Source organism: Novosphingobium sp. (assembly GCF_965214355.1).
Taxonomy (GTDB): domain Bacteria; phylum Pseudomonadota; class Alphaproteobacteria; order Sphingomonadales; family Sphingomonadaceae; genus Novosphingobium.
In genome coordinates this window covers 2,551,055-2,572,653 of the sequence record NZ_CBDCBI010000002.1, presented here as the reverse complement: position 1 = coordinate 2,572,653, position 21,599 = coordinate 2,551,055, and the positions used below count along the sequence as shown (strand labels likewise).

Below are 21,599 nucleotides of genomic sequence, written 5' to 3'. Positions count from 1 at the left end.
TGGTTGTTGGCGTTGCGGGGTTGGGGTCATGTCTGCCGGCTTGTCTGGGCATTACGCAGAGAATTGGTCCCGCCGACCATTAAGCAGGACTGATATTCGACATTAGTATTTCCTATGCCAAAACATGTCTTGGCGAGCCTTGGCGCGCGGTGGCATATGGAGGGTGAACAAGCGGGTTTTTATCTCGCTCAGCAAAGCTGCGAAGGTGTGGTGATGAAGACGACAGCACGTGTGGTTGTGATCGGTGGCGGCGTGGTTGGCGTCAGCACGCTGTACCATCTGGCAAAGCTCGGCTGGTCCGATGTCGCGCTGATCGAGCGCAAGGAACTGACGTCGGGATCGACCTGGCACGCCGCCGGCCTGCTGCCGCTGTTCAACCTCAGCTATTCGGTGGGCAAGCTGCACCAGTATTCGGTCGCGCTGTACCCGAGCCTCGAAGCCGAAACCGGGCTGAACGTCGGGTTTTCGAACGTGTCGAACATCCGCATCGCGACCAGCCAGGATCGGCTGGATGAATACCGCTATTACGCCGGTGTCGCCAAGACGATCGGCGTCGAGGTCAATTGGCTGACGCCCGAAGAGCTGAAAGAGGTCTGGCCGCTGGCCGACGTCACCGGCGTGCTTGGCGCGATCCAGCATCCGGCGGACGGATATATTCAGCCTGCCGATCTGACCCAGGCGCTGGCCAAGGGCGCGCGCCAGCTGGGCGCGACCATCTATCGCAACACCACTGTCACCGCGATCACGCAGTTGCCGAGCGGCGAATGGCTGGTTTCGACCGACCAGGGCGATATCACGTGCGAACATGTCGTGTCGGCCACGGGCAACTTTGCGCGCCAGACCGGCGAAATGGTCGGGCTCGACGTGCCGGTGATCCCGGTCGAGCACCAGTATATCGTGACCGAACAGGTGCCTGCGATCATGGAACGCAGGAAGCAGGGCCTGCCCGAAATGGGCGTGCTGCGTGAATCCGATGACAGCTGGTACATGCGCGAAGAGGCCGGCGGCCTGCTGCTCGGGCCTTACGAACTCGGCGCGCCGGCGTGCTATGTCAAAGGCCCGGCAGCAAACAGCGAATACGAACTGTTCCCCGATGCGCTCGAACGGCTCGAGCCCTATATCATGTCGGCGATGGCCCGCGTGCCTGCGTTCGGCGAAGTCGGCGTCAAGAAAGTCTACAACGGCGCGATCGCCTATACCCCCGATGGGTCGCCAATCGTCGGACCGGCGTGGGACAAGAAAAACTTCTGGCTCAACGAAGGCCATTCGTTCGGTATCACCGCGGCCGGCGGCGCAGGCTGGCAGCTGGCGCACTGGATCGTCAATGGCGAGCCGACGATCGACATGACCGGCGTCGACCCGCGCCGTTTCGGCGAATATGCGGGTGAAGGCTACCTGATCGAAAAGAACGAAGAGGCCTATGCCAAGGTCTTTGCGATCCATTATCCCGATGAGGAGCGCGAGGCCGGCCGCGCACTGCGCCGCACGCCGTGTTATGACCGGATGAAGGATCTGGGCGCGGTGTTCGGCTCGGTGTTCGGGTGGGAACGTCCGAACTGGTTTGCGCCCAAGGGTTACGAATTGACCGACGCCGATCTCGATCGCGCCGACACGCTGCTCAATCACAACCATCCGGTGGTCGATGGCGAAGCGATCCGCGAAAAATGGTCGTTCCGCCGTTCGAACTATTTCAATTTCGTCGCCGACGAATGCCGCCATGTGACAAAGCATGTCGGGCTGCAGGACATGAGTGCATTCGCCAAATGCCAGATCACGGGCCCGGGCGCCGAAGACTGGTTGAACGGCCTGCTGTCCAACACCGTGCCCAAGAAAGTCGGCAAGGTCACGCTGTCGTACCTGCTGACCGACACCGGCGGCGTGCGCGCCGAATTCACCGTCTACAAAAAGGCGCCGCAGACGTATTATCTCGTTTCGGCGGGCGCGATGGAACGGCATGACCAGGATTACCTGCTCAAGGCCCTGCCGACCGACGGCACGGTGCGGTTCGAACGCCTGACCACGGCAATGGGCGTGCTGGTATTGGCCGGGCCGCGGGCGCGCGATGTGCTGAGCAAAGTCACGCAAACCGATCTGTCGAGCGCGGCATTCCCATGGCTGACGGGCAAGACGATCTCGATCGGGGCGGCACGGGTCGAAGCGCTGCGCGTCAATTTCGTTGGCGAACTGGGCTGGGAATTCCATCATCCGATCGAAATGCAGAACTATATCTTCGACCTGCTGATGAAGGCGGGCGCGGAATTCCAGATCAAGCCGTTCGGCATCCGTGCGATGACCGCGATGGCGCTGGAAAAAAGCTACAAGCTGATCCCGCGCGAGCTGTCGATCGAATACAACGCGCTCGAATCCGGGTTGGAACGCTGGGTCAGCGCGAAAAAGCCCGCATACAAGGGCCGCGATGGCGTGATCGCGGCGCGCGAAGCCGGGCTGAAATGGCAGCTGGTCACGATGGAAGTGTTTGGCGTCACCGATGCCGATGCGCGCGGGTCGGAACCGATCTATCGCGATGGCGTACTGGTTGGCCGTGCGACGTCGGGCGGGTATGGTGCGCGGTGTGAGAAAAGCCTGGCGCTGGCGATGGTGGCGCCCGATCATGCTGCCGTCGGTACCGAGCTCGAGATTTCGATCCTGGGCACCATGCACCGGGCAGTGGTTATCGAAGATTCGCCGTTCGACCCTGAAAACAACGCCTTGCGGAGCTGATCGCGATGCAGAATTTCGACACCATCGGCGAATTGCTGCGGCTCAACCGCCCGGGGATGACTCTGCCGCGCGACTTGTATGTCGGCGAAGAGGCATTCCGCTTCGACACCGAAGTCATGCTGAAATCGGTCTGGCTTTATGCCGGCACGGTCGCGCATGTGAAGAAGCCGGGCGACTGGTTCATCTTCGAGCTCGGCAGCAACCAGGTGATCATCGTGCGCGGGCGTGACGGCGAAATCCGCGCGTTCTACAATTCGTGCCGCCATCGCGGCTCGCGCATCTGCGAAACGCAAAGCGGCAGCTCGGCGCGGCTGGCGTGTCCGTACCACTTCTGGAGCTATGGGCTCGATGGCAAGCTGCTGTCGGCGCGCAATATGCCCGAAGGTTTCGCCAAGGCGGACAATGGATTGATTCCGGTGGCGCTGGAAAACGCCGGCGGCCTGCTGTTCGTGTGTCTGTCGGACAATCCGCCGCCGTTCGGCCGGGCGAAAGCCGACATGGCCGAACAGATCGGCCTGTATGACATGAGCAAGCTGAAAGTCGCGGTGCAGGACAGCCTGATCGAGCCGGCGAACTGGAAGCTGGTGATGGAAAACAACCGCGAGTGCTATCACTGCGACCAGAACCATCCCGAATTGCTGAAATCGCTCTCGACCTACGGTTTCGGCAAGGGGCTGCCCGAAGATGGCGAAAACGATGTCGTCGATGACGCTGCGTTCGACCAGATGCTGGAGGCGCAGCGCCAGCACTGGATGAAGCTGGGGATCTATCATGACCTGATCGAGTTTCCCGAAGAAAACGGCGAAACCGGCTGGCATCGCGTCGCGCGCCTGCCGCTGGCGCATGGCGCGGTGTCGCAGACTGTCGATGGAAAATCGGCAAGCCGCATCCCGATCTGGGCCCATGGCCTCAACGAGCACAGCAGCCTGTCGGTGTGGACCCAACCCAACAGCTGGCACCATTTCTGCAACGATCATGTCGTGACGTTTTCGCTGACTCCGCTCAGCGCCGATACGACATTGCTGCGCACCAGCTGGCTGGTGCACGAAGATGCGGTCGAAGGGGTCGATTACGATGTCGATCACCTGACCGCCGTGTGGCGCGCAACCAATGCGCAGGACAGCTATCTGGCGGCGGTGAACCACCAGGGCATCCGCACCGACGGCTATCGCCAGGGGCTGTATTCGGTCGAGGAAAAGCTCGTCGACTCGTTCAAGACTTTTTACGTCGATGCCAGCGTAAAAGCATTTTCTGCCGCCTGATACGACAGACTGGATGTCACGATGATGCGTTTTTCCGGCCTCAATCTGATCGCTCAGGCGCTCAAGGGCCATTCCGGCTGGCCCGAGCAGTGGCCCGAAACCGCGCCCAAACCCGCCTATGATGTGATCATCATCGGGGGCGGCGGGCATGGCATGGGCGCGGCGTATTACCTTGCCAGCAAATACGGCATCACCAATGTCGCGGTGATCGAAAAGGGGTGGATCGGCGGCGGCAATGCCGGGCGCAACACCACGATCATCCGCTCGAACTACTTGTATGACGAGAGCGCGCATCTGTACGACCACGCGGTCAAGATGTGGGATGGGCTGAGCCAGGAGCTCAACTACAACGTCATGTATTCGAAGCGCGGCGTGATGATGCTGGCGCACAATGTACATGATGTGCAGAGCTTCAAGCGCCACATCCATGCCAACCGCCTGAACGGCGTCGACAACGAATGGCTGACCGCCGAAGAGTGCAAGGCCTATTGCCCGCCGCTCGATATTGCGCCCAATGCGCGCCACCCGGTGCTGGGCGGCGCGTTGCAGCGGCGCGGCGGCACGGCGCGGCATGACAGCGTGGTGTGGGGCTATGCCCGCGGCGCGGTCGCGCGCGGGGTCGATGTGATCCAGAATTGCGCAGTGACCGGCATCCGGCGGGGCGCTGATGGTGCGGTGATCGGCGTCGATACCGAAAAGGGCTTTATCGGCGCGAAGAAAATCGGCGTTTCGGCGGCGGGCAACACGTCTGTCGTGATGGATATGGCAGGCTTGCGGTTTCCGCTCGAAAGCTATCCGTTGCAGGCGCTGGTGTCCGAACCGGTCAAGCCGATTTTCCCCTGCGTGGTGATGTCGAACACCGTGCACGCCTATATGAGCCAGTCCGACAAGGGCGAACTGGTGATCGGCGCGGGTACGGACCAGTATGTCAGCTATTCGCAGCGCGGCGCGCTGCATATCCTGGAACATACGCTTGCCGCCATCTGCGAGATCTTTCCGATATTCACGCGGATGCGCATGTTGCGGTCGTGGGCCGGTGTCGTCGATGTGACGCCCGATCGCTCGCCGATCCTGGGCAAGACCCCGGTGCCGGGGCTGTATATCAACTGCGGCTGGGGCACCGGCGGGTTCAAGGCGACGCCCGGCGCGGCGGACCTGCTCGCCTATACGATCGCCAACGACGCGCCCAACGCGATCAACGCGCCATTTACGCTCGACCGGTTCCGCACGGGCCGTTTCATCGACGAGGCCGCCGCTGCGGCTGTCGCACACTAAGGTTTAGATGCAATGCTGCTGATCCATTGCCCCTATTGCGACGAAGATCGTCCCGAGGTCGAATTCACGTATGGTGGTGAGGCGCATATCGCGCGCCCGCTCGATCCGTCGGTGCTGACCGATGTCGAATGGGAAGGGTATCTGTATCTGCGCAAGAACACGCGTGGCGATCATGCCGAACGCTGGCGCCACATGCATGGCTGCGCGCGGTTCTTCAACGCGGTGCGCAACACCGTCACCGACAGGATCGTGGTGACATACAAGAGCGGCGAAGCACGGCCCGCAGGTGACGCGGCATGAGCGGGTATCGTCTTTCCACCGGCGGCCGGATCGATCGCAGCCGCGCGCTGAGCTTCACGTTCGACGGCGCCAGCTATCAGGGGTTTGCGGGCGACACGCTGGCCTCGGCGCTTGTTGCATCGGGCGTGACGGTGTTTGGCCGTTCGTTCAAGTACCACCGTCCGCGCGGACTGCTGGCAACCGGCGTCGAAGAACCCAATGCGCTGGTCATGGTCGATCGCGGCGCGGTGCGCGGCATGGGCCGGATGACGCCCAATCTGCGCGCGCCGCAGGTTGCGCTGTACGAGGGCCTGACGACCAAAAGCCAGAACCGCTGGCCGTCGCTGAAATTCGACATGATCGCGATCAACGACCGCTTGGGCGCGTTTTTCCCGGCGGGGTTCTACAACAAGACATTCATGTGGCCGCGTTCGGCGTGGGAAAAGCTGTACGAGCCGGTGATCCGGCATCTGGCCGGCCTTGGCGAAAGCCCGGTGACGCGCGATCCCGATCATTACGACGCGACTTATGCGCATTGCGAAGTGCTGGTGATCGGCGCGGGTATCGCGGGTATCGAGGCGGCACTGGCCGCTGCGACCGGCGACGCGCGTGTGATCCTGATCGATGAACAGGACGAATTGGGCGGCGGCGCGCTGTCCGATGCGGCGCAGTGGCCCGCGCTGAACGCGCTGAACGCGCAACTGGCGGCAAGCACCGTCACCGTGCTGAACCGGACGACGGCGTTCGGGTTTTTTCATCAGAATTTCGTCGGTGCGGTCCAGCATCTGACAGACCATCTGGCGCCATCGGCTGTTAAGGGCCCGCGCGAAAAACTGTGGCGCATCCGCGCGGGCGAAGTCGTGCTGGCACAAGGCGCGATCGAGCGCCCGCTGGTGTTCAACGGCAACGATGTGCCCGGCGTGATGCTGGCCAGCGCGGCGCGCACGCTGGCGCTGCGCTATGGCGTGGCGGTGGGCCGCGCGATCGTGGTGATGGCCGCGCACGACAGCGGCTGGCACGATGCGCTGGCGATGGCCGCGGTCGGCGTGCCGGTGTCGGCGATCATCGATATCCGCAATGACGTCGCGCCAGACCTGGTCGCTGCGGCCCGCGCCGCCGGTATCGCGGTGCATCCGGGCTGTGCGGTGACGTCGGTCAAAGGCCGGCTTGCGGTCAAGGGCATCACGTTTGCCGCGGCCGGCACCGGCCCTGCGCAATCGATCACCTGCGACGCGGTGCTGATGGCCGGCGGATGGACGCCCAGCGTCCATCTGTGGAGCCATGCCAAGGGCGCGCTGGTGTGGAACGATGCCTGGGGCGCGTATCTGCCCGGGCAGCCTGCCGCCAATTACCGCGCGGTCGGCGCGGGCGCGGGCGAGTGGTCGTTCGGCAGCGGCGTGATCACCTCGGTGCTGCCCAATGCCAAGCCGGTCAGCGCGCAAAAAGCGTTCGTCGATTATCAGAACGATGTGAAAGCGCGCGATATCCAGCTCGCGGTGCAGGAAGGCATGCGCTCGATCGAGCACATCAAGCGCTACACCACCAACGGCATGGCAACCGACCAGGGCAAGACCAGCAATCTCAACGGCTTGCAGATCGCGTCGAGCGCGCTGCACCGCCCCGTCACCGAAATCGGCCTCACGACATTTCGCCCGCCGTACACGCCGCAGACGTTCGGCGCGCTGATGGGTCATCACAAGGATGCGCTGTTTCAGGCGGTGCGCAAATCGCCGATCGACGATTGGGCACGCGACCAGGGCGCGGTTTTCGAAAACGTCGCGAACTGGCGCCGCGCGCGCTATTTTCCCAGGGGTGTGGAAAATATGGACGCCGCCGTCCTGCGCGAATGCGCGGCCGTGCGCAATTCGGTGGGCATGTTCGATGCCTCGACCCTGGGCAAGATCGAAGTCGTCGGCCCCGATGCCGCCGAATTCCTCAACCGCATGTACACCAACCCGTGGAAGGCGCTGCAACCGGGCCGTTGCCGCTATGGCCTGCTGTTGCGCGAAGACGGGTTCATCGTCGATGACGGTGTTTCGGCGCGGCTGGCCGACGATCGCTTCCACCTTACCACCACCACCGGCGGCGCCGCGCGCGTGTTGGGCATGATGGAGGACTATCTCCAGACCGAATGGAGCGATCTCGACGTCTGGCTGACCTCGACCACCGAGCAATGGGCGGTGATCGCGCTGCAGGGCCCACGCGCGCGCGATGTGATCGCGTCGCTGGTGCAGGGCATCGACCTCAGTGCCGAAGCGTTCCCGCACATGGCGATCCGCGAAGGCACGATCGCGGGCGTGCCGACGCGGCTGTTCCGCGTCAGCTTCACCGGCGAACTCGGCTTTGAAATCAACGTACCGGCACACGAGGGCCGCAAGGTCTGGGACGCCATCCATGCCGCTGGCCAGCCATTCGGCATCGTGCCCTATGGCACCGAGGCGATGCACGTGCTGCGCGCGGAAAAAGGCTTCATCATCGTTGGCCAGGATACCGATGGCACGATGACCCCGTACGACATGGGTCTCGATTGGGCGGTGGGCAAGAAAAAGCCCGATTTCGTCGGCAAACGCTCGCTCGCGCGCCCCGAAATGAGCCGCCCCGGCCGCAAGCAGTTCATCGGGCTGCTGACCGAAGATCCGCAGGATCTGCTGGAGGAAGGCGCGCAGATCGTCACCGATCCCAACGCGCCGATCCCGGTGCCGATGATCGGCCATGTCACGTCGTCGTATCACAGCGCCGCGCTTGGCCGCACGATCGCGCTGGCCGTGATCGCCGATGGCCGCGCCCGCATCGGCCAGACGATCCATGTGCCGATGCCAGGCAAAGTGATCCGCGCAAAGGTGACCGAGCCGATGTTCTATGATGCCGAAGGGAGCCGCCTCAATGGTTGAGATCGCACCCCTGACCATCGCCGGGATCGACCTGGCGACCGGGACCACGCCCCGCGCAGGGCACGTTGACGGCAAACCCGTCACGCTGGCCAACGCCGCGTCGCAAGTCCGGCTGTCGCTGCGCGCCAGGGATAGCGCGCTGCTCGCCGGTGCTCTGGGCCGCGCGCTGCCCGATCGCATCGGCAGCCATGCCGATGGCGTGGCGCGCCTCGGCCCCGACGAATGGTACGCGCTGCTGCCCGAAGGCACCCCGGTGCCCGATGCCGGCGGCCAATCGGTCAGCGTGGTCGACGTGTCGTCGCGCGCGGTCGGCTTTACCGTCATCGGCCCCGGTGCCGTTGCCGCGCTCACCCGGGGTTGCCCGCTCGACCTGGCGCAATTCACCCCCGGCCGCGCCACACGGACACTGTTCGAAACGGTCGAAATCCAGATCTGGACACTCGCCCCCGACGAATTCCACATCGAAGTCTGGCGCAGTTTTGCGCCATGGCTGTGGCATGCGATCGCCGAGGGCATCGTCTGACCCCACCAAGTTCACCCTGACTGGCCCGCAAATTCCTTCGGGGATTTGCGGGCCTTTTTTTGCGGGTGTTTCCAATACGACCGGCTCAGTGCCGGTCGTAGATCACCGGAAACCAGTCTTCGCGCAATCGCTCGCCCGGTTGCATGCCATGACCCGGAAACGGCGGCGACGTGGGCCCCGGCCGTTCGACATAGCGCGCGTCATCGCCGACCACCCGCAGCGAAAAGGCCCGGCGGCTGGTTGCGGCATGGTTGCCCCGCGCGCCATGCAGGATCCCGTAATTGAACGCCACCGCGTCGCCGGGCGCCATCGCCCATTCGCGGATATCCATGCCCTCGGCATCGGGATCGGGCACCGCCATATAGCTGTCGCGATCACCATAGAACGCATCCCCCGACAGCCACCGCGTCGGCAGCACCGGTTTGGGCCAGCGATGCGACCCGGCGACACAGCGCAAGGTCGCCTCGCGCACCGGGTCGAGCGGGGACCAGAAGCTGACGGTCTGCACCCCCTCGACGAAATAGTACGGCGCATCCTGGTGCCACGGCGTGGCCTTGGTCGTGCCCGGTTCCTTTACCAGCACGTGGTCGTGGAACAGCTGCACGCTGCGCGATCCCATCAGCTCTGCGGCAACCTGCCCGACCGGCGAGCGCCGGATGACCTGTTCGAACGCGGCAATCCGGTTCCAGTTGCAGTAATCGTCGAAAAACCGGCCACGTCCCTCCGCCCGGTTGTCGGAGGCATAAGGGCCGGGATCGGCCATGTTCTGCGCAACCCCCTCGCGCAGCGCGTCGACATGATCGCCAAACAACCCCGGGATCAGCACCACGCCGTCGCGCCGGAACGTCGCGATCTGTTCGGGATCGATCGGGAAACTGGTCATGCACGCCTCCAATTGGTGTCTTTCCGGAAAAAACATAGCGACCCAAAGGAATAGCTTCCAATATGATGACCACAATGATCATATAGGCTGATGCTATATCTCAGCTTGCGCCAGATGGAATATGTGGCCGCCGTGGCGCGGGCGGGCAGCCTGTCGGGCGCCGCGCTACAGCTTAATGTGTCGCAGCCGTCGCTGTCGGTCGCGCTGACCCGGGTTGAGGCGCATCTGGGCCAAAAGCTGTTTTTTCGCCGCAAGGGCGCGCCGATCACGCTGACCACGGCGGGCCAGGCCTATGTCACCAAAGTCGAGGACCTGCTCGCCCGGGCCCGCCATCTGGAAGATCCAGCACAGATGGGGCAAACGCTGAGTGGCCGGCTGAATCTGGGCATGTTCGACGGTCTGGCGCCGTTTCACCTGGGCCATCTGCTGCGATCGCTGGCTGCGGCGCTGCCCGGGATCGACATCCACTATCGCGTGAACGACTTTGCGACCCTGGCGCGCGAAATGCGCGAAGGGCGGATCGATTGCGCGGTAACCTGCGATCTCGGCCTCGATGCGTCGTTTGCAAAAACCCATCTGATCGATACGCGCCCCTGCGCCCTGCTGCCCGGTGGCCACCGTCTGGCGCACCAGGCGGGCGTGACGCTGCGCGATCTGGTCGACGAGCCGCTGATCCTGTCGGACGAAGGCTTGTCGGTGCGGCACATGCTGGCGCTGTTCGGCCGGCTGGGGAGAAAGCCAGTGGTGGCCCATCGCGTCGGTTCGCTCGAGCTGATGCGCAGCCTGGTCGGCAACCGGCTTGGCGTGGGCATCGGCTATTGCGTGCCGCCTACCGCGCTCAGCTATGACGGCCTGGCGGTCGTCGCCATCCCCATCACCGATGGTGGCGCGGTCGAACCGGTGATCGTGGCGTCGAACGGACCACCGGCGCCCGGCGGCCTGATCGCGCAAGTACGAACCGCGATCGCAACGGCGTTTGCCGCGCGTGCCCAATAGTTTCGTTGCCGCAACGCCGCCTTATTTACGTGGAGAATGGTCGGGGGGTTCGTTGCCGCTGTCGATATCCTGGGCGATGTTGCGTTCATGGCGGCCCTCCAGCGGTTGCCGGTTTGATCGGTGCCTGAGGAAATAGGCCAAGGCGCCCGCTACAATTACCAAAACGATTACGAGCGTGGCAAGACTGAGCGATGACAATACATGGTGGTTTTGCATGATCCGGACTTTCCTGGCTAAGGCTGGATTCAACAGTCGCCATTGAAGATAGTTCCGGAATTACAAGTCGGGCGGGTTTCGCGCCGATCAGACCTTTACGCCAATTTCATGCGCAGGCCGGTCGTTTCGCATGGAACCCTTATCGCATTGTGTCCCAGGACAAGGCTCTGGCCTGGCGCGTTTAAGCGCAAACCAACTCCCCGCAAGGCCTCGCCAGCGAAGAAGGGACGTCATGGCGCATATGCATTTCACGCGGACGGCGATCAGGGGTGCGGGCGTCGCCGGCTTCGTCGGCTTGCTGATCGCCTCGCATTACCTGCCCGGCATTGCAACGGCGTTGCGGATTGCCGCGATCGTCTGGTTCTTCGGCTGTGGCATCGCCTTGGCAATAGTCGATTTCAAATACCCCGGCCCCATCCGTTTGCGCCCCAATCGGCTCAAACGTGGCGGACCATAATTCGCCACGACCGTCACGGTTCAGCAGATGCCCCTGCAGATCGCTGATCGTGATGATGATCGTGGTTCATCGGGTGGCGGCGGTTCTGAATGAACAGGTACAGCGCCAGGGCGGCGGCCACGAGGTTCAGCCAGAAGGTATAGTTGATGCTGAATTCGGTCATCCGCTGCCGGATATCGACGCTGCGATCCGGCACCCATCCCAGCCACTGGAAGCCGGCATCCACGATCAGCGCCGCCGTCGCCATGGTCACGAAGAACGCGGCGGCCATATACGCCATCATCCGCCAGCCGAAGTACCGGCGATAGACATCGAGCAGCGGCAGCACGATCAGGTCGGCATAGAGGAACGCAATCACCCCGCCAAAGCTGGCGCCGCCGGCCCACAGCACCGCTGCCAAGGGAACGTTGCCGATCGAACAGACGAACGTCAGCATGGCGACGACCGGGCCGATCAGCACGCCCGCGATCGTGCGCACGCCCGCCGATGCGTGCCCCAGGAACAGGGTCTGCCACACGCCGTCCGGCACGAACGCGGCAACAAAGCCGCCGATCAGGAAACCCGCGGCCAGATCCTTCCACAGCATGCGCCATTCCATGACAAAGTTCTGCGCGACCCTGATCCGCGCTTCGGGATTGGTGATCCGGTCGCGCCAGGTGGCCCCCGCGACGACCGAAGCCATGTGCTGGTGGCCCTGGTCAGCCTCCTTGTGCCGGCGCGCGTCCTCGACGAGCCGCCGGGGCAGCGTCAGCTTCACCAGCAGGCTCATGATCACGACGAGCACGACGCCGCCAACCCATTCGGCCGCCATGAATTGCCAGCCGAGCAGCATGAACAGGATCAACCCGAGTTCCAGCACGAGGTTGGTCGACGCAAACAGAAAGGCAAGGCTCACCACCAGCGCCGCCCCTTTCTTGAACAGCGTGCGCATGATCGCCGCCGAGGCATACGAGCAGCTGGAACTCGCCGCCCCCGCGACCGTCGCCAACGCGATCTCCTTGATCCCGCCTTTGCCCAGCGCGCGCCGCATCTGCTCTTCCGGCAAAATCGCCTGCAGCAGCGCGGAAATCGCAAAGCCGAGCACAAGGCTCCACCCCGTTTGCCAGACCATGCCCGCAGCCATCAGCAACGCATGACCGACTTCGCCGAAAACAGTCCGTATCATCGCGTGTCTTTCAACTCCGCATGCGGGCACGAGGAATATGCTCGGGCGTACCCTGCCGCTGGTTCAAACGCCTTCATCGCAACGGGCCTGCTCCCGTTCGTTCAGCGCACAGGACTCACTACCGTCGGTCGTCCGCGACGATTGATCATGGTCAGGATTTTGGCAAGTGGCGATCATCTGCAAGCGATGCTGTCTGAACACCGTTGTCCAAGGGCATGCGAAGCGCAATCAGGGGTTTCGGACGTGTCGCCGTAAACCCTGTCACGTGGTATCGCAGGGTTTGGTCACCGGCCCCTTTTGATGGCGGTGCTATATTCCCATGAGGGCCATCAATATGCAGCACTGGGTGAAATGGTCGGGGCGAGTGATCAGCACCCTGACGGCGTTTGTCATGATAGCCGATGGCGTTGCCGGTCTGGTGCGGCCGGATCTGATCATGAGCGCGATGGCGGGCGACGGATGGCCGCCCGAGACGGTCCTGCCAATTGCAATTGCGGCGCTGACCGCCGGTATCGTCTATGCAACGCCGAGAACCGCCTTCCTCGGTGCGATCCTGATCACGGGTTTTGCCGGAGGCGCGATCGCTGTCCATCTGCGCGTGACCCGTGTTCTGATCTGGCCCGAAATTGTGAACATAGCGATTGCTGTCTGTGCCTGGACCGGGCTTTATCTGCGCGAGCCCGGATTGCGGGTGCTGATTTTCGATCGTCGGTTGACCTGACCTCGTGCTGGCGTGTGAACGGTGTGGCGACAGTCTGGTTATATCAACTCGCGTTCAGACAATTATGTATTATGTCCCCGGAACTCCAATGCTCAAATGGGATTTGAAGAAGATATGCATTTCATACCGAAATACCGAAGATCGTTACCACGTGATGAGATATTTACAGTGCAACCATCAGGAGAAATTTTCTTTATAAAAGTTTTCAGTTGGCCTGATATTGAGTTTCGAGATGCTACATTGACATAATTATGTTTCAATAAAACATCTATCAATTTGGACAATTCCGAGTCATGATTTTCAGCATAAGCTATAGAAAAATCGATTTGGAAAAAATTCGAAAGGGTGTTCCTATTAAATTTTGCGCTGCCTAAAAATTCATTGTCATGACCAAAATTTTGAATATGGCATTCTTCAATGCCATTTGGTTTTAAGTCATTTTTGACATCATAAATCCAATGGCCCCGCAAGTTTCTACATCCTGAATCCCAAGATGTTTCCAAAATATGTTCAACTATAGGAGAAATTTTGGTAAAATCGGTATTGTAAATATTTTCAGAATTATGTTTAGACGTCGGATTGCGCGTATATGGGATCTTATAGTCGGTCTGAGGTTTATATAGAAATTGTTTATATTGAAATTCAGGGCTTCCATTAGAATTGGGAGTGTTAATTATTAAAGTGAAAGCGATGGCAAGTAAGATGATAGGCCTTGACGTTTTATTCATTAGCAACTCCTGTATCTTAATTCATATTTTATCATGCCGTAAGTACTAGAGTTACGGGGACAGAGTACTATAGCTCCGGGGACAGAGTAATTAATTACCCGCTTCTTCATTCATATCTGCCTTGTGGTAACCCGCGAGTCAGGTCAGTCAAGGGCAGGAAATCTGAATTTGGTATACTGTCCCCGGAACTCCTGACGCCCGCCTCAAGGTCCAGTCTCTGCATTGCTTGCCAATTGCGCACAGGATGGCCCGATACGTCAATGTCTGTCATGGCATCCTGCGGGGACGACCTGTCGAAAGATGGGCCTTGATGGCATCATCGATTACGCAATGGCCCCAACAATGAAATTATGTGTTTTGTAGCCAGATCTGTCTTGTCAGTTAGGTATATTGTCCCCGAACCCTATGCGGATTGACGATGCGAGCAAATCTGGCCGTGAGCATGGAGCGTATTGGGCAGTTTGATTATTGTGAATTAATTATACTGTTCCCGGAATTCCCTGTCTCCGGAATTCCATGCTGTCCCCGGAATTCCATGATGCGACTTTTTAAAGAGCAAACATTACCTGCCAGACTTCCATTCACCCGCCCACTTTGTAAACTGCTGACCGTTCATTGAATCTTCGAGTCCGACGGAACGAGCGACTGGTTGCGCGAGCGTTGCGGCAGTCGATTCCCAAGCGGCATTCAGGTCCAATAGCGATACATTGGCTTTCGCGATCTTGGTCGAATCGTCCGCTGTCCTGCCAAGCCTGAACCCAAATCCAGACGAGTCAAATGGATGTCGGCCTGACAGCCCACACCATTCAAACCGGAATGATACCGCAGTGGCCCCATCGGCCTTGTTCGCTAGCGCACGCGCATAGAGCACGGCGCCCGAAATGCTCTTGGCTAGCCATTTTGGGCTCAGGTATGCCTGTGGACGCTTATCGTTGCATCCTTGAAGGAAGTGGGGCGTGTCCTCTAGCCAGTTCTGAATAAGAGTTCCACGTCCGTCTCTCGCTACACGCCATAAATCTGTCATTTTAAAAATTGTATCTTGATCTTCGATCAGAGATACCTCAAGAAATTCATATTCATTGTCATCAATTTCTTGGTCGGTTCGCCATCGCGGACTCAAATTTTTAACGTGTAGAACAACGAAAGGACTCCACCCCGACCGAATAACAGCTTCGGCGTCCCGACTGCACTGTTCCACCGCTATAGCTAACTCAGGTATCTCCACCGGGTTTTCTCCGTTATGGATCGAGAATGAGAACTGAGTGTAGCCGTGCTCGGCCTCCTCAGAGCGGTCCGCACTTCTCATCCTCTCACCGTATCGCTTTGCCACGGTTTTGTGCCAATGGCGCAATCGGGCGTCCACGCTTTCAGAAGGCCGCCCCCCTTCCAACGCTGCTCCGATTGCGCCAAGAATCAATTGCCGTTCGTAAAGAGCGCACCGCCGAATGATCGGTGCCCAGTCGGAATGAGAAGTTATGGCTTCACTCTTAGGCCCCGGCTTTCGCGTATAGTAGCAGCCACTCAGGATTCCCTGGGGTCGCCTGTTCGCGTCTTGGGGACCATCCCGTTTGGTGCAAACCGGAGTTGCACCGTGGCACGGGACCGAAATCACAGTGTGTCGCGCGCCAGTTTTTGCCGTGACACTCCTCACGTTGCACTGAAAAGGAGGGTCGAGAAATGAGGTGACAACGCGCGATACGGAGTCGCGATCAATTTCGGAGAACTCAGTTTTACTCGCAGGGATTAGGTTGTCATCAAAACCCAGCACCACGTGCCCGCCACCATAGTTGCACAGCGCAGCTAGGTGCTTGGCTAGTTTCGCTCGTGACACGTTGTCGTCGATGTCGATCTTGGCCTTGTATTCGACGGTGAGGATTTCCTCTGGCGTATCAACGAGGCTGGCAAGATCGTCAGGCTTCGGCATATACAAGGTCTTTCGAAGGGGCGTCAATTTCTGGGAGTTCTGGGACAGTATACATATTAGCGGACTAGGTAAGCTGCTTAGCTTTTGGTTTGATATTATGTATACTGGCCCCGGAAATCCCTGTCCCCGGAAATCCGCCACGCCCCCGCGTTACAAAACTGTATTTCCGACTCTTGCCCCTGTGGGATTTGAATTTTGATCTTTATTAATCATATATTGCCAAATATCTTCGGCTTCTTTTTGAGATTCTGTCATTCCAAAAAGAGAAAATCTAAATACTTTAAAGTTATTATTTCCTATGGCCACTGCAATAGCGAGGTTTTTGCTTTCTTTTATAAGGGACTCAAGTGCTTTCCAATCTGAAAAAGCGTAAGCATAAAGTCCTTTATTAACCTCACCTCTGCAAATAAGGTCGATTGAGCCGGCGTATTTGTCCGAATTTAATAAAGCAGGTGCCGATTTATCGTTGTCGCACGATGTGTCGCCTCCCATAAGCCACGTGCACTTTTTTGTATCGACATTGCAATTCTCCATTAGAACGGAGCCGTCGGCGTTTGTGTTTGCAGCAAAGACTGATCGTTTGTCATCGCCAATCTGGGTTGTCCAGTCGTGGTGCTGATTTTGTGCGAATGATTGATTTGGTGTCGCTACCAGCAGGGGCGCCAAGGCCATACCTAAAAAACGATTCATGCTCGCACCCCCGGATTCTAGTCTTTTTATTACGGACTGCCGACTAATCCGTAAACTGCTTTTGATGTGGATTTTGCCCGATCAAATGCGACTCGGAAGACGCAACAGCAGAAGTTCTGTGTGTCTGAGAGTAGTATAAAAAACCGGCTTTACCTTCGTGTATCAACGTAAGTGGAGCGGCGTCGTAGGAGCTGGATTCCCGCGTTCGCGGGAATGACTTGGATAGTTGGGAGGTCTACCCCATCAAATCCGCAACCCACGGCAATTGCCCATACAACGGCACCAAGCAATCCACCGCCAACACCTCCCTCGCCATCTGCGCCGTATGCTCCGCCAGATTGCCCAGTTCCGCCGTTCGCCCCACAACCTGCACCCGCCGCGAAAACCGCCCGCGTGTCAGCGGCTCGACGCGCAACTGGTCCACCAGCGCGGGCATCGCCGCCAGGCACAGCACCGACGTAATGCTCCACCCGATGCCCAGCGCGACCGCGGTCAGTTGCTGGTGCATGATGTCGATTTCCACGACATTGGGCGGGCGCAGTTTCATGCGGGTCATCTGGCTTTCGATGCGCTGGCCCATGCCGTGTTCGAGCGAATAGCGGATGAAGGGCAGGCGGGTGGCGGCTTCGGCGGGGTCGACGCTGCCGGTGTAGTCGCGCGGGAAGATCAGCACGAACGGGTCGTCGATTACGTCGTGGTGTTCGATGCCGGGATGTTTTTCCAGCGTGTTGCTGCCGGTGATCAGCATGTCGACCCGGCGCGCGAGGAAATCCTGCTGCTGGACCAGCGATATGCCCGAGCGGCAGCGCCAGCGGCCCACGCGCATGCCAAAGCGGCGCAGCAGCGGCGCGGTCAGCAGCGTGGCGAACGTTTCGGACATCGCGATCGTGATCTGGTCGACGGGCAGGTTGGCGCCTTCGCGCACTTCGTCGATCACCGTGCGCGCCGTGGTCAGCAACTGGCGCGCGCGTTCGTACAGCGCGCGGCCGGCGGGCGTCAGGCCCAGCGGGCGCAGCGAGCGGTCGAACAGTGGGGTGCCGATGCCGGCCTCGAGCCGGGTGATCGTCTGCGACACGGCCGATTGCGTGATGCGCAATTGCGTGGCGCTGGCGGTCATGCCGCCCAGCTCCACGGTGACCACGAACACCTCGAGCGCGTGAAGATCGAATTCCGATGGCAAGCGCAGCATTTCCGCGTCTCCAAAACCCTGGCCCGAAGCGCGGGCAAAATCATGCATCCTTAACCTATATATCATTCCTTCTTATCCAATGCCAAGACAATTCCCGTTCCGCCTCGCAAGGCATAGACAGCGCGGGCAATACTTGGAGCATCGCCGCAAATGACCGACAAACCCGATTTCGTGCTGCTGGTGTCGTGTGTGGATCGCAAGGGGATCGTGGCGGCGATCGCCGGGTCGATCGCGGCGCAGGATTGCAACATCGTCACCAATGCGCAGTTCGGCGATGCGGATAGCGGGCGGTTCTTCATGCGGATCGCGTTCACCGGGCCGGAAGGGCTGACGCGCGAAAAGTTCAGCACGGCGTTTCTGTCGGTTGCCACCGCGTACAACCTGGAGTGGCAGGTGCATGATGTGCGCGTGAAACTGCGCGCGATGATCATGGTCAGCAAGGGCGGGCATTGCCTCAACGACCTGCTGTATCGCACCGCGACGCGCTATCTGCCGATCGAGATCACCAGCATCGTGTCGAACCACACGACTTGGCAGCGCCGCGCCGAACACGAAGGCATCCCGTTTTTCCACATGCCGGTCACGCCCGAAAACAAGGCCGAACAAGAGGCGGCGATGATGGCGATGATCGACGAGCAGAAGGTCGATCTGATCGTGCTGGCGCGCTATATGCAGGTGCTGTCCGACGCGACCTGTCGCAAGCTGGAGGGGCGCGTGATCAATATCCACCATTCCTCGCTGCCCGCGTTCAAGGGCGCGATGCCGTATCACCGAGCGTGGGAGCGCGGGGTGAAGCTGGTCGGTGCGACCGGGCATTATGTGACCGCCGATCTCGATGAAGGCCCGATCATCGCGCAGGATGTGTCGATGGTCGACCATGCCGACACGATCGAGGACCTGATCGCGCAAGGCCAGGAAACCGAAAGCCGCGTGCTGACCCGCGCAGTCAAAGCCCATTGCGAGCACCGCGTGATGCTGAATGGCAGCCGCACCGTGGTGTTCAAATGAACGAGACGAAGCTTTATGCGGAGCTCGAGGCGCTGGGCATCGCATGGACCGCGCTGGAGCACGAAGCGGTGTTTACAGTCGAGGACAGCGAGGCGGTGCACGCCGCGCTGCCTGGCGCGCATACCAAGAACCTGTTTCTGAAAGACGCCGGCGGCTCGTTTTTCCTCGTCACGGTCGACCAGGCGACGCGTGTGGATCTCAAAGCGCTGGCGCCGGTGATCGGCGCGAAGAAATTGAGCTTCGGCAAGGCCGAGGACATGGCCGCGCTGCTCGGCGTGACGCCGGGCGCGGTGACGCCGCTGGCCGCGATCAACGATACGGACCGCACAGTGCGCGTGGTGCTCGATGCGGCGTTGGCTGACGCCGCAATGGTCCATGTTCACCCGTTACGTAACACCGCGACGATCGGGTTGCGCGGTGCGCAGCTCGTTACGGCACTGACGCAATGGGGCCATCAACCGCTGATCGTTGCGATCCCCGAACGCCCGGCCTAAACACCCAGTCCAATCAGGACGCAAAGGTACACATCCATGATTTCCGGCGTCTTCGATCTTTTCAAAATCGGTATCGGGCCATCGAGCTCGCACACGGTCGGGCCGATGGTCGCCGCGCGGCGCTTTGGCGAGCGGCTGCAGGAGCGCGGACTGATCGACAGCGTCGCGCATCTCGAGGTTGCACTGTATGGCTCGCTGGCGTTGACCGGCAAGGGCCATGCGACCGACAGCGCGGTGATCCTCGGGCTGGCGGGCGAAGTGCCGGCGACGGTCGATCCAGACCAGGTGCCGGTGATCGTGATGGGCGTGCGCGACAGCGGCCGGATCAGATTGATGGGCGCGCGCGAAGTTGCGTTTGCGCCGGCGGATGACATCCATTTCTATCAGCGCGAGCGCAAGCCGTTCCACAGCAATGCGATGGCGTTGATCGCGCATGACGCATCGGGCGCGGTGATCGACGAGCGGTTCTACTACTCGATCGGCGGCGGCTTCGTGCTGGATGAAGACGAAGCGCTGGGCAATATGCGCGAGGGCGATCTGGCGCCGGTGGTGCCGTACGAATTCGCGTCGGGCGACGAATTGCTGGAAATCGGCGCGCGCGAAAACCTGTCGTTTGCCGATATCATGCTCGCCAACGAACTGGCGCGCATGCCACTGGCCGAAGTCGAGGCCGGGCTCGACAAGATCGCCGACGCGATGGCGCAATGCATCGATCGCGGATGCCGCAACGAAGGCGTGCTGCCCGGCGGGCTGAAAGTGCAGCGCCGCGCCGCGGCGCTGACGCGCGAACTGGCGGTGCAGCAGCAGACGACGATCGGCGACCCGCTGGCGGTGCTCGACTGGATCAACATCTGGGCAATGGCGGTGAACGAGGAAAACGCCGCCGGCGGTTCGGTCGTGACCGCGCCGACCAATGGCGCAGCGGGAATCATCCCTGCGGTCCTGCGCTATTATCTGCGCTGCTATCGCGGCACGAAGGCGGATACGCGCACGTTTTTGCTGACCGCGGCGGCGATCGGCGCGCTGTACAAGCGCAATGCCTCGATCTCGGGCGCCGAAGTCGGGTGCCAGGGCGAAGTCGGCGTGGCGTGTTCGATGGCGGCGGGCGCGCTGACCGCGGTGCTGGGCGGCAATATCGGGCAGGTGGAAAACGCCGCCGAAATCGCGATGGAGCACAATCTGGGGCTGACCTGCGATCCGGTCGGCGGGCTGGTGCAGATCCCGTGTATCGAACGCAATGCGATGGGCGCGGTCAAGGCGATCGACGCCTCGCGCCTGGCGATGCTGGGCGATGGCACGCATATGGTCAGCCTGGACAAGGTTATCGAAACCATGCGCCAGACCGGCTTTGATATGCGTGACAAATACAAGGAAACGTCGCAAGGCGGCCTCGCTGTAAATGTTGTTGAATGCTGAAGGGATTGATCCGATGAAAGCGCTGGTGACGGTAAAGCGTGTGATCGATTACAACGTGAAGCCGCGCGTGAAAGCGGACGGCACGGGTGTCGATCTTGCGAACGTAAAGATGAGCATGAACCCGTTCGACGAGATCGCGGTCGAAGAAGCGCTGCGCCTGCGCGAAAAGGGCGTGGTGACCGAAGTGCTGGTGGTGTCGGTGGGCCCTGCAAAAGCGCAGGAAACGCTGCGCACGGCGCTGGCGATGGGCGCGGACCGGGCCATTCTGGTCTCGACCGAGGACCAGGTCGAGCCGCTGGCGGTGGCCAAGATCATCAAGGCGATTGCGGATGAAGAAGCGCCGGGCCTGATCATCACCGGCAAGCAGGCGATCGACGACGACAGCAACCAGACGGGGCAGATGATTGCCGCGCTGCTGGGTCGCGGGCAGGGCACGTTTGCCAACGAAATCAGCGTCGAAGGTGACAGCGTTGTCGTGAAGCGCGAAGTCGATGGCGGGCTGGAAACGGTCAAGCTGACGCTGCCGGCGGTGATCACGGCGGACTTGCGGCTGAACGAGCCGCGCTATGCCTCGCTGCCCAACATCATGAAGGCGAAATCGAAGCCGCTGGCGACCAAGACGCCCGCTGATTACGGCGTGGACACGACGCCGCGCCTGAAGACGCTGAAAGTCGGTGAACCGCCGGTGCGCCAGGCGGGGATCAAGGTCGCCGATGTCGATGCGCTGGTTGCCAAGCTCAAAGAACTGGGAGTTGCCTGAG

General features: G+C 60.7%; 19 protein-coding genes. 13 read left to right on the top strand and 6 right to left on the bottom strand.

The genetic code is table 11. From position 1 onward, the window contains the following. Positions 1-213: 213 nt before the first annotated feature. The 6 genes from ACOOE2_RS12020 to ACOOE2_RS11995 are packed head-to-tail and all read left to right on the top strand — an operon-like array spanning position 214 to position 8,951. The gene (locus ACOOE2_RS12020) at positions 214-2,721 is read left to right on the top strand and encodes a GcvT family protein (protein WP_420383238.1); all 2,508 of its coding nucleotides are present in this window, start codon (positions 214-216) and stop codon (positions 2,719-2,721) included. Positions 2,722-2,726: 5 nt separating this feature from the next. Continuing rightward, a complete protein-coding gene (locus ACOOE2_RS12015; protein WP_420383237.1) occupies positions 2,727-3,983 on the top strand; it encodes an aromatic ring-hydroxylating oxygenase subunit alpha in 1,257 nt (418 codons plus the stop codon). Positions 3,984-4,004: 21 nt separating this feature from the next. Continuing rightward, entirely contained in the window at positions 4,005-5,258 is a 1,254-nt protein-coding gene (locus ACOOE2_RS12010) for a sarcosine oxidase subunit beta family protein (RefSeq protein WP_420383236.1), read from the top strand. 12 nt (positions 5,259-5,270) lie between these two features. Then, positions 5,271-5,558: a sarcosine oxidase subunit delta gene (locus ACOOE2_RS12005; protein ID WP_420383235.1), complete on the top strand. Its 288-nt coding sequence runs from the start codon at positions 5,271-5,273 to the stop codon at positions 5,556-5,558. Beyond that, positions 5,555-8,428 (top strand): 2Fe-2S iron-sulfur cluster-binding protein, encoded by a 2,874-nt coding sequence (locus ACOOE2_RS12000; protein WP_420383234.1) that lies wholly within the window; start codon positions 5,555-5,557, stop codon positions 8,426-8,428. The genes ACOOE2_RS12005 and ACOOE2_RS12000 overlap by 4 nt, the downstream gene beginning before the upstream one ends. Next, a complete protein-coding gene (locus ACOOE2_RS11995; protein ID WP_420383233.1) occupies positions 8,421-8,951 on the top strand; it encodes a sarcosine oxidase subunit gamma in 531 nt (176 codons plus the stop codon). The genes ACOOE2_RS12000 and ACOOE2_RS11995 overlap by 8 nt, the downstream gene beginning before the upstream one ends. A gap of 85 nt (positions 8,952-9,036) precedes the next feature. Here the strand turns inward: ACOOE2_RS11995 and ACOOE2_RS11990 are convergent, their stop codons facing one another. Next, positions 9,037-9,834: a phytanoyl-CoA dioxygenase family protein gene (locus ACOOE2_RS11990; protein WP_420383232.1), complete on the bottom strand. Its 798-nt coding sequence runs from the start codon at positions 9,832-9,834 to the stop codon at positions 9,037-9,039. 90 nt (positions 9,835-9,924) lie between these two features. On the opposite strand from ACOOE2_RS11990, the gene ACOOE2_RS11985 reads away from it, so the two are divergent. Continuing rightward, on the top strand, positions 9,925-10,830 hold the full coding sequence (locus ACOOE2_RS11985; protein WP_420383231.1) for a LysR family transcriptional regulator: 906 nt from the start codon (positions 9,925-9,927) through the stop codon (positions 10,828-10,830). A 448-nt stretch (positions 10,831-11,278) separates the two neighbouring features. Further along, on the top strand, positions 11,279-11,503 hold the full coding sequence (locus ACOOE2_RS11980) for a hypothetical protein (protein ID WP_420383230.1): 225 nt from the start codon (positions 11,279-11,281) through the stop codon (positions 11,501-11,503). Positions 11,504-11,516: 13 nt separating this feature from the next. Here the strand turns inward: ACOOE2_RS11980 and ACOOE2_RS11975 are convergent, their stop codons facing one another. Further along, complete coding sequence (locus ACOOE2_RS11975; RefSeq protein WP_420383229.1) at positions 11,517-12,668, bottom strand: permease; 1,152 nt, start codon at positions 12,666-12,668, stop codon at positions 11,517-11,519. Between the two features lie 364 nt (positions 12,669-13,032). Here ACOOE2_RS11975 and ACOOE2_RS11970 point away from each other — a divergent pair, with 364 nt between their 5' ends. Beyond that, entirely contained in the window at positions 13,033-13,389 is a 357-nt protein-coding gene (locus ACOOE2_RS11970) for a DoxX family protein (protein WP_420383228.1), read from the top strand. Positions 13,390-13,481: 92 nt separating this feature from the next. Here ACOOE2_RS11970 and ACOOE2_RS11965 read toward each other — a convergent pair whose 3' ends face one another. The 4 genes from ACOOE2_RS11965 to ACOOE2_RS11950 all read right to left on the bottom strand — a co-directional run bounded on the left by ACOOE2_RS11965 (position 13,482) and on the right by ACOOE2_RS11950 (position 17,920). After that, complete coding sequence (locus tag ACOOE2_RS11965) at positions 13,482-14,117, bottom strand: hypothetical protein (protein WP_420383227.1); 636 nt, start codon at positions 14,115-14,117, stop codon at positions 13,482-13,484. Between the two features lie 562 nt (positions 14,118-14,679). Beyond that, a complete protein-coding gene (locus tag ACOOE2_RS11960) occupies positions 14,680-16,041 on the bottom strand; it encodes a helix-turn-helix domain-containing protein (protein WP_420383226.1) in 1,362 nt (453 codons plus the stop codon). 150 nt (positions 16,042-16,191) lie between these two features. Further along, the gene (locus ACOOE2_RS11955) at positions 16,192-16,731 is read right to left on the bottom strand and encodes a hypothetical protein (RefSeq protein ID WP_420383225.1); all 540 of its coding nucleotides are present in this window, start codon (positions 16,729-16,731) and stop codon (positions 16,192-16,194) included. A gap of 235 nt (positions 16,732-16,966) precedes the next feature. Continuing rightward, entirely contained in the window at positions 16,967-17,920 is a 954-nt protein-coding gene (locus ACOOE2_RS11950; protein ID WP_420383224.1) for a LysR substrate-binding domain-containing protein, read from the bottom strand. Between the two features lie 150 nt (positions 17,921-18,070). Between ACOOE2_RS11950 and purU the strand changes: the two genes are divergently transcribed. The 4 genes from purU to ACOOE2_RS11930 are packed head-to-tail and all read left to right on the top strand — an operon-like array spanning position 18,071 to position 21,598. After that, a complete protein-coding gene (gene purU, locus ACOOE2_RS11945) occupies positions 18,071-18,928 on the top strand; it encodes a formyltetrahydrofolate deformylase (protein WP_420383223.1) in 858 nt (285 codons plus the stop codon). Beyond that, the gene (locus tag ACOOE2_RS11940) at positions 18,925-19,422 is read left to right on the top strand and encodes a prolyl-tRNA synthetase associated domain-containing protein (protein WP_420383222.1); all 498 of its coding nucleotides are present in this window, start codon (positions 18,925-18,927) and stop codon (positions 19,420-19,422) included. Before purU ends, ACOOE2_RS11940 begins: the two co-directional genes overlap by 4 nt. A 36-nt stretch (positions 19,423-19,458) precedes the next feature. Beyond that, on the top strand, positions 19,459-20,838 hold the full coding sequence (locus tag ACOOE2_RS11935; RefSeq protein WP_420383221.1) for an L-serine ammonia-lyase: 1,380 nt from the start codon (positions 19,459-19,461) through the stop codon (positions 20,836-20,838). 13 nt (positions 20,839-20,851) lie between these two features. Further along, positions 20,852-21,598: an electron transfer flavoprotein subunit beta/FixA family protein gene (locus tag ACOOE2_RS11930; protein WP_420383220.1), complete on the top strand. Its 747-nt coding sequence runs from the start codon at positions 20,852-20,854 to the stop codon at positions 21,596-21,598. The last annotated feature ends 1 nt before the right edge of the window (position 21,599 follow it).

Bases quoted from the DNA above. Each gene is read 5' to 3' on its own strand.
- ACOOE2_RS12020 (WP_420383238.1), top strand. From the start codon at position 214: ATGAAGACGACAGCACGTGTGGTTGTGATCGGTGGCGGCGTGGTTGGC.
- ACOOE2_RS12015 (WP_420383237.1), top strand. From the start codon at position 2,727: ATGCAGAATTTCGACACCATCGGCGAATTGCTGCGGCTCAACCGCCCG.
- ACOOE2_RS12010 (WP_420383236.1), top strand. From the start codon at position 4,005: ATGATGCGTTTTTCCGGCCTCAATCTGATCGCTCAGGCGCTCAAGGGC.
- ACOOE2_RS12005 (WP_420383235.1), top strand. From the start codon at position 5,271: ATGCTGCTGATCCATTGCCCCTATTGCGACGAAGATCGTCCCGAGGTC.
- ACOOE2_RS12000 (WP_420383234.1), top strand. From the start codon at position 5,555: ATGAGCGGGTATCGTCTTTCCACCGGCGGCCGGATCGATCGCAGCCGC.
- ACOOE2_RS11995 (WP_420383233.1), top strand. From the start codon at position 8,421: ATGGTTGAGATCGCACCCCTGACCATCGCCGGGATCGACCTGGCGACC.
- ACOOE2_RS11990 (WP_420383232.1), bottom strand. From the start codon at position 9,834: ATGACCAGTTTCCCGATCGATCCCGAACAGATCGCGACGTTCCGGCGC.
- ACOOE2_RS11985 (WP_420383231.1), top strand. From the start codon at position 9,925: ATGCTATATCTCAGCTTGCGCCAGATGGAATATGTGGCCGCCGTGGCG.
- ACOOE2_RS11980 (WP_420383230.1), top strand. From the start codon at position 11,279: ATGGCGCATATGCATTTCACGCGGACGGCGATCAGGGGTGCGGGCGTC.
- ACOOE2_RS11975 (WP_420383229.1), bottom strand. From the start codon at position 12,668: ATGATACGGACTGTTTTCGGCGAAGTCGGTCATGCGTTGCTGATGGCT.
- ACOOE2_RS11965 (WP_420383227.1), bottom strand. From the start codon at position 14,117: ATGAATAAAACGTCAAGGCCTATCATCTTACTTGCCATCGCTTTCACT.
- ACOOE2_RS11960 (WP_420383226.1), bottom strand. From the start codon at position 16,041: ATGCCGAAGCCTGACGATCTTGCCAGCCTCGTTGATACGCCAGAGGAA.
- ACOOE2_RS11955 (WP_420383225.1), bottom strand. From the start codon at position 16,731: ATGAATCGTTTTTTAGGTATGGCCTTGGCGCCCCTGCTGGTAGCGACA.
- ACOOE2_RS11950 (WP_420383224.1), bottom strand. From the start codon at position 17,920: ATGCTGCGCTTGCCATCGGAATTCGATCTTCACGCGCTCGAGGTGTTC.
- purU (WP_420383223.1), top strand. From the start codon at position 18,071: ATGACCGACAAACCCGATTTCGTGCTGCTGGTGTCGTGTGTGGATCGC.
- ACOOE2_RS11940 (WP_420383222.1), top strand. From the start codon at position 18,925: ATGAACGAGACGAAGCTTTATGCGGAGCTCGAGGCGCTGGGCATCGCA.
- ACOOE2_RS11935 (WP_420383221.1), top strand. From the start codon at position 19,459: ATGATTTCCGGCGTCTTCGATCTTTTCAAAATCGGTATCGGGCCATCG.
- ACOOE2_RS11930 (WP_420383220.1), top strand. From the start codon at position 20,852: ATGAAAGCGCTGGTGACGGTAAAGCGTGTGATCGATTACAACGTGAAG.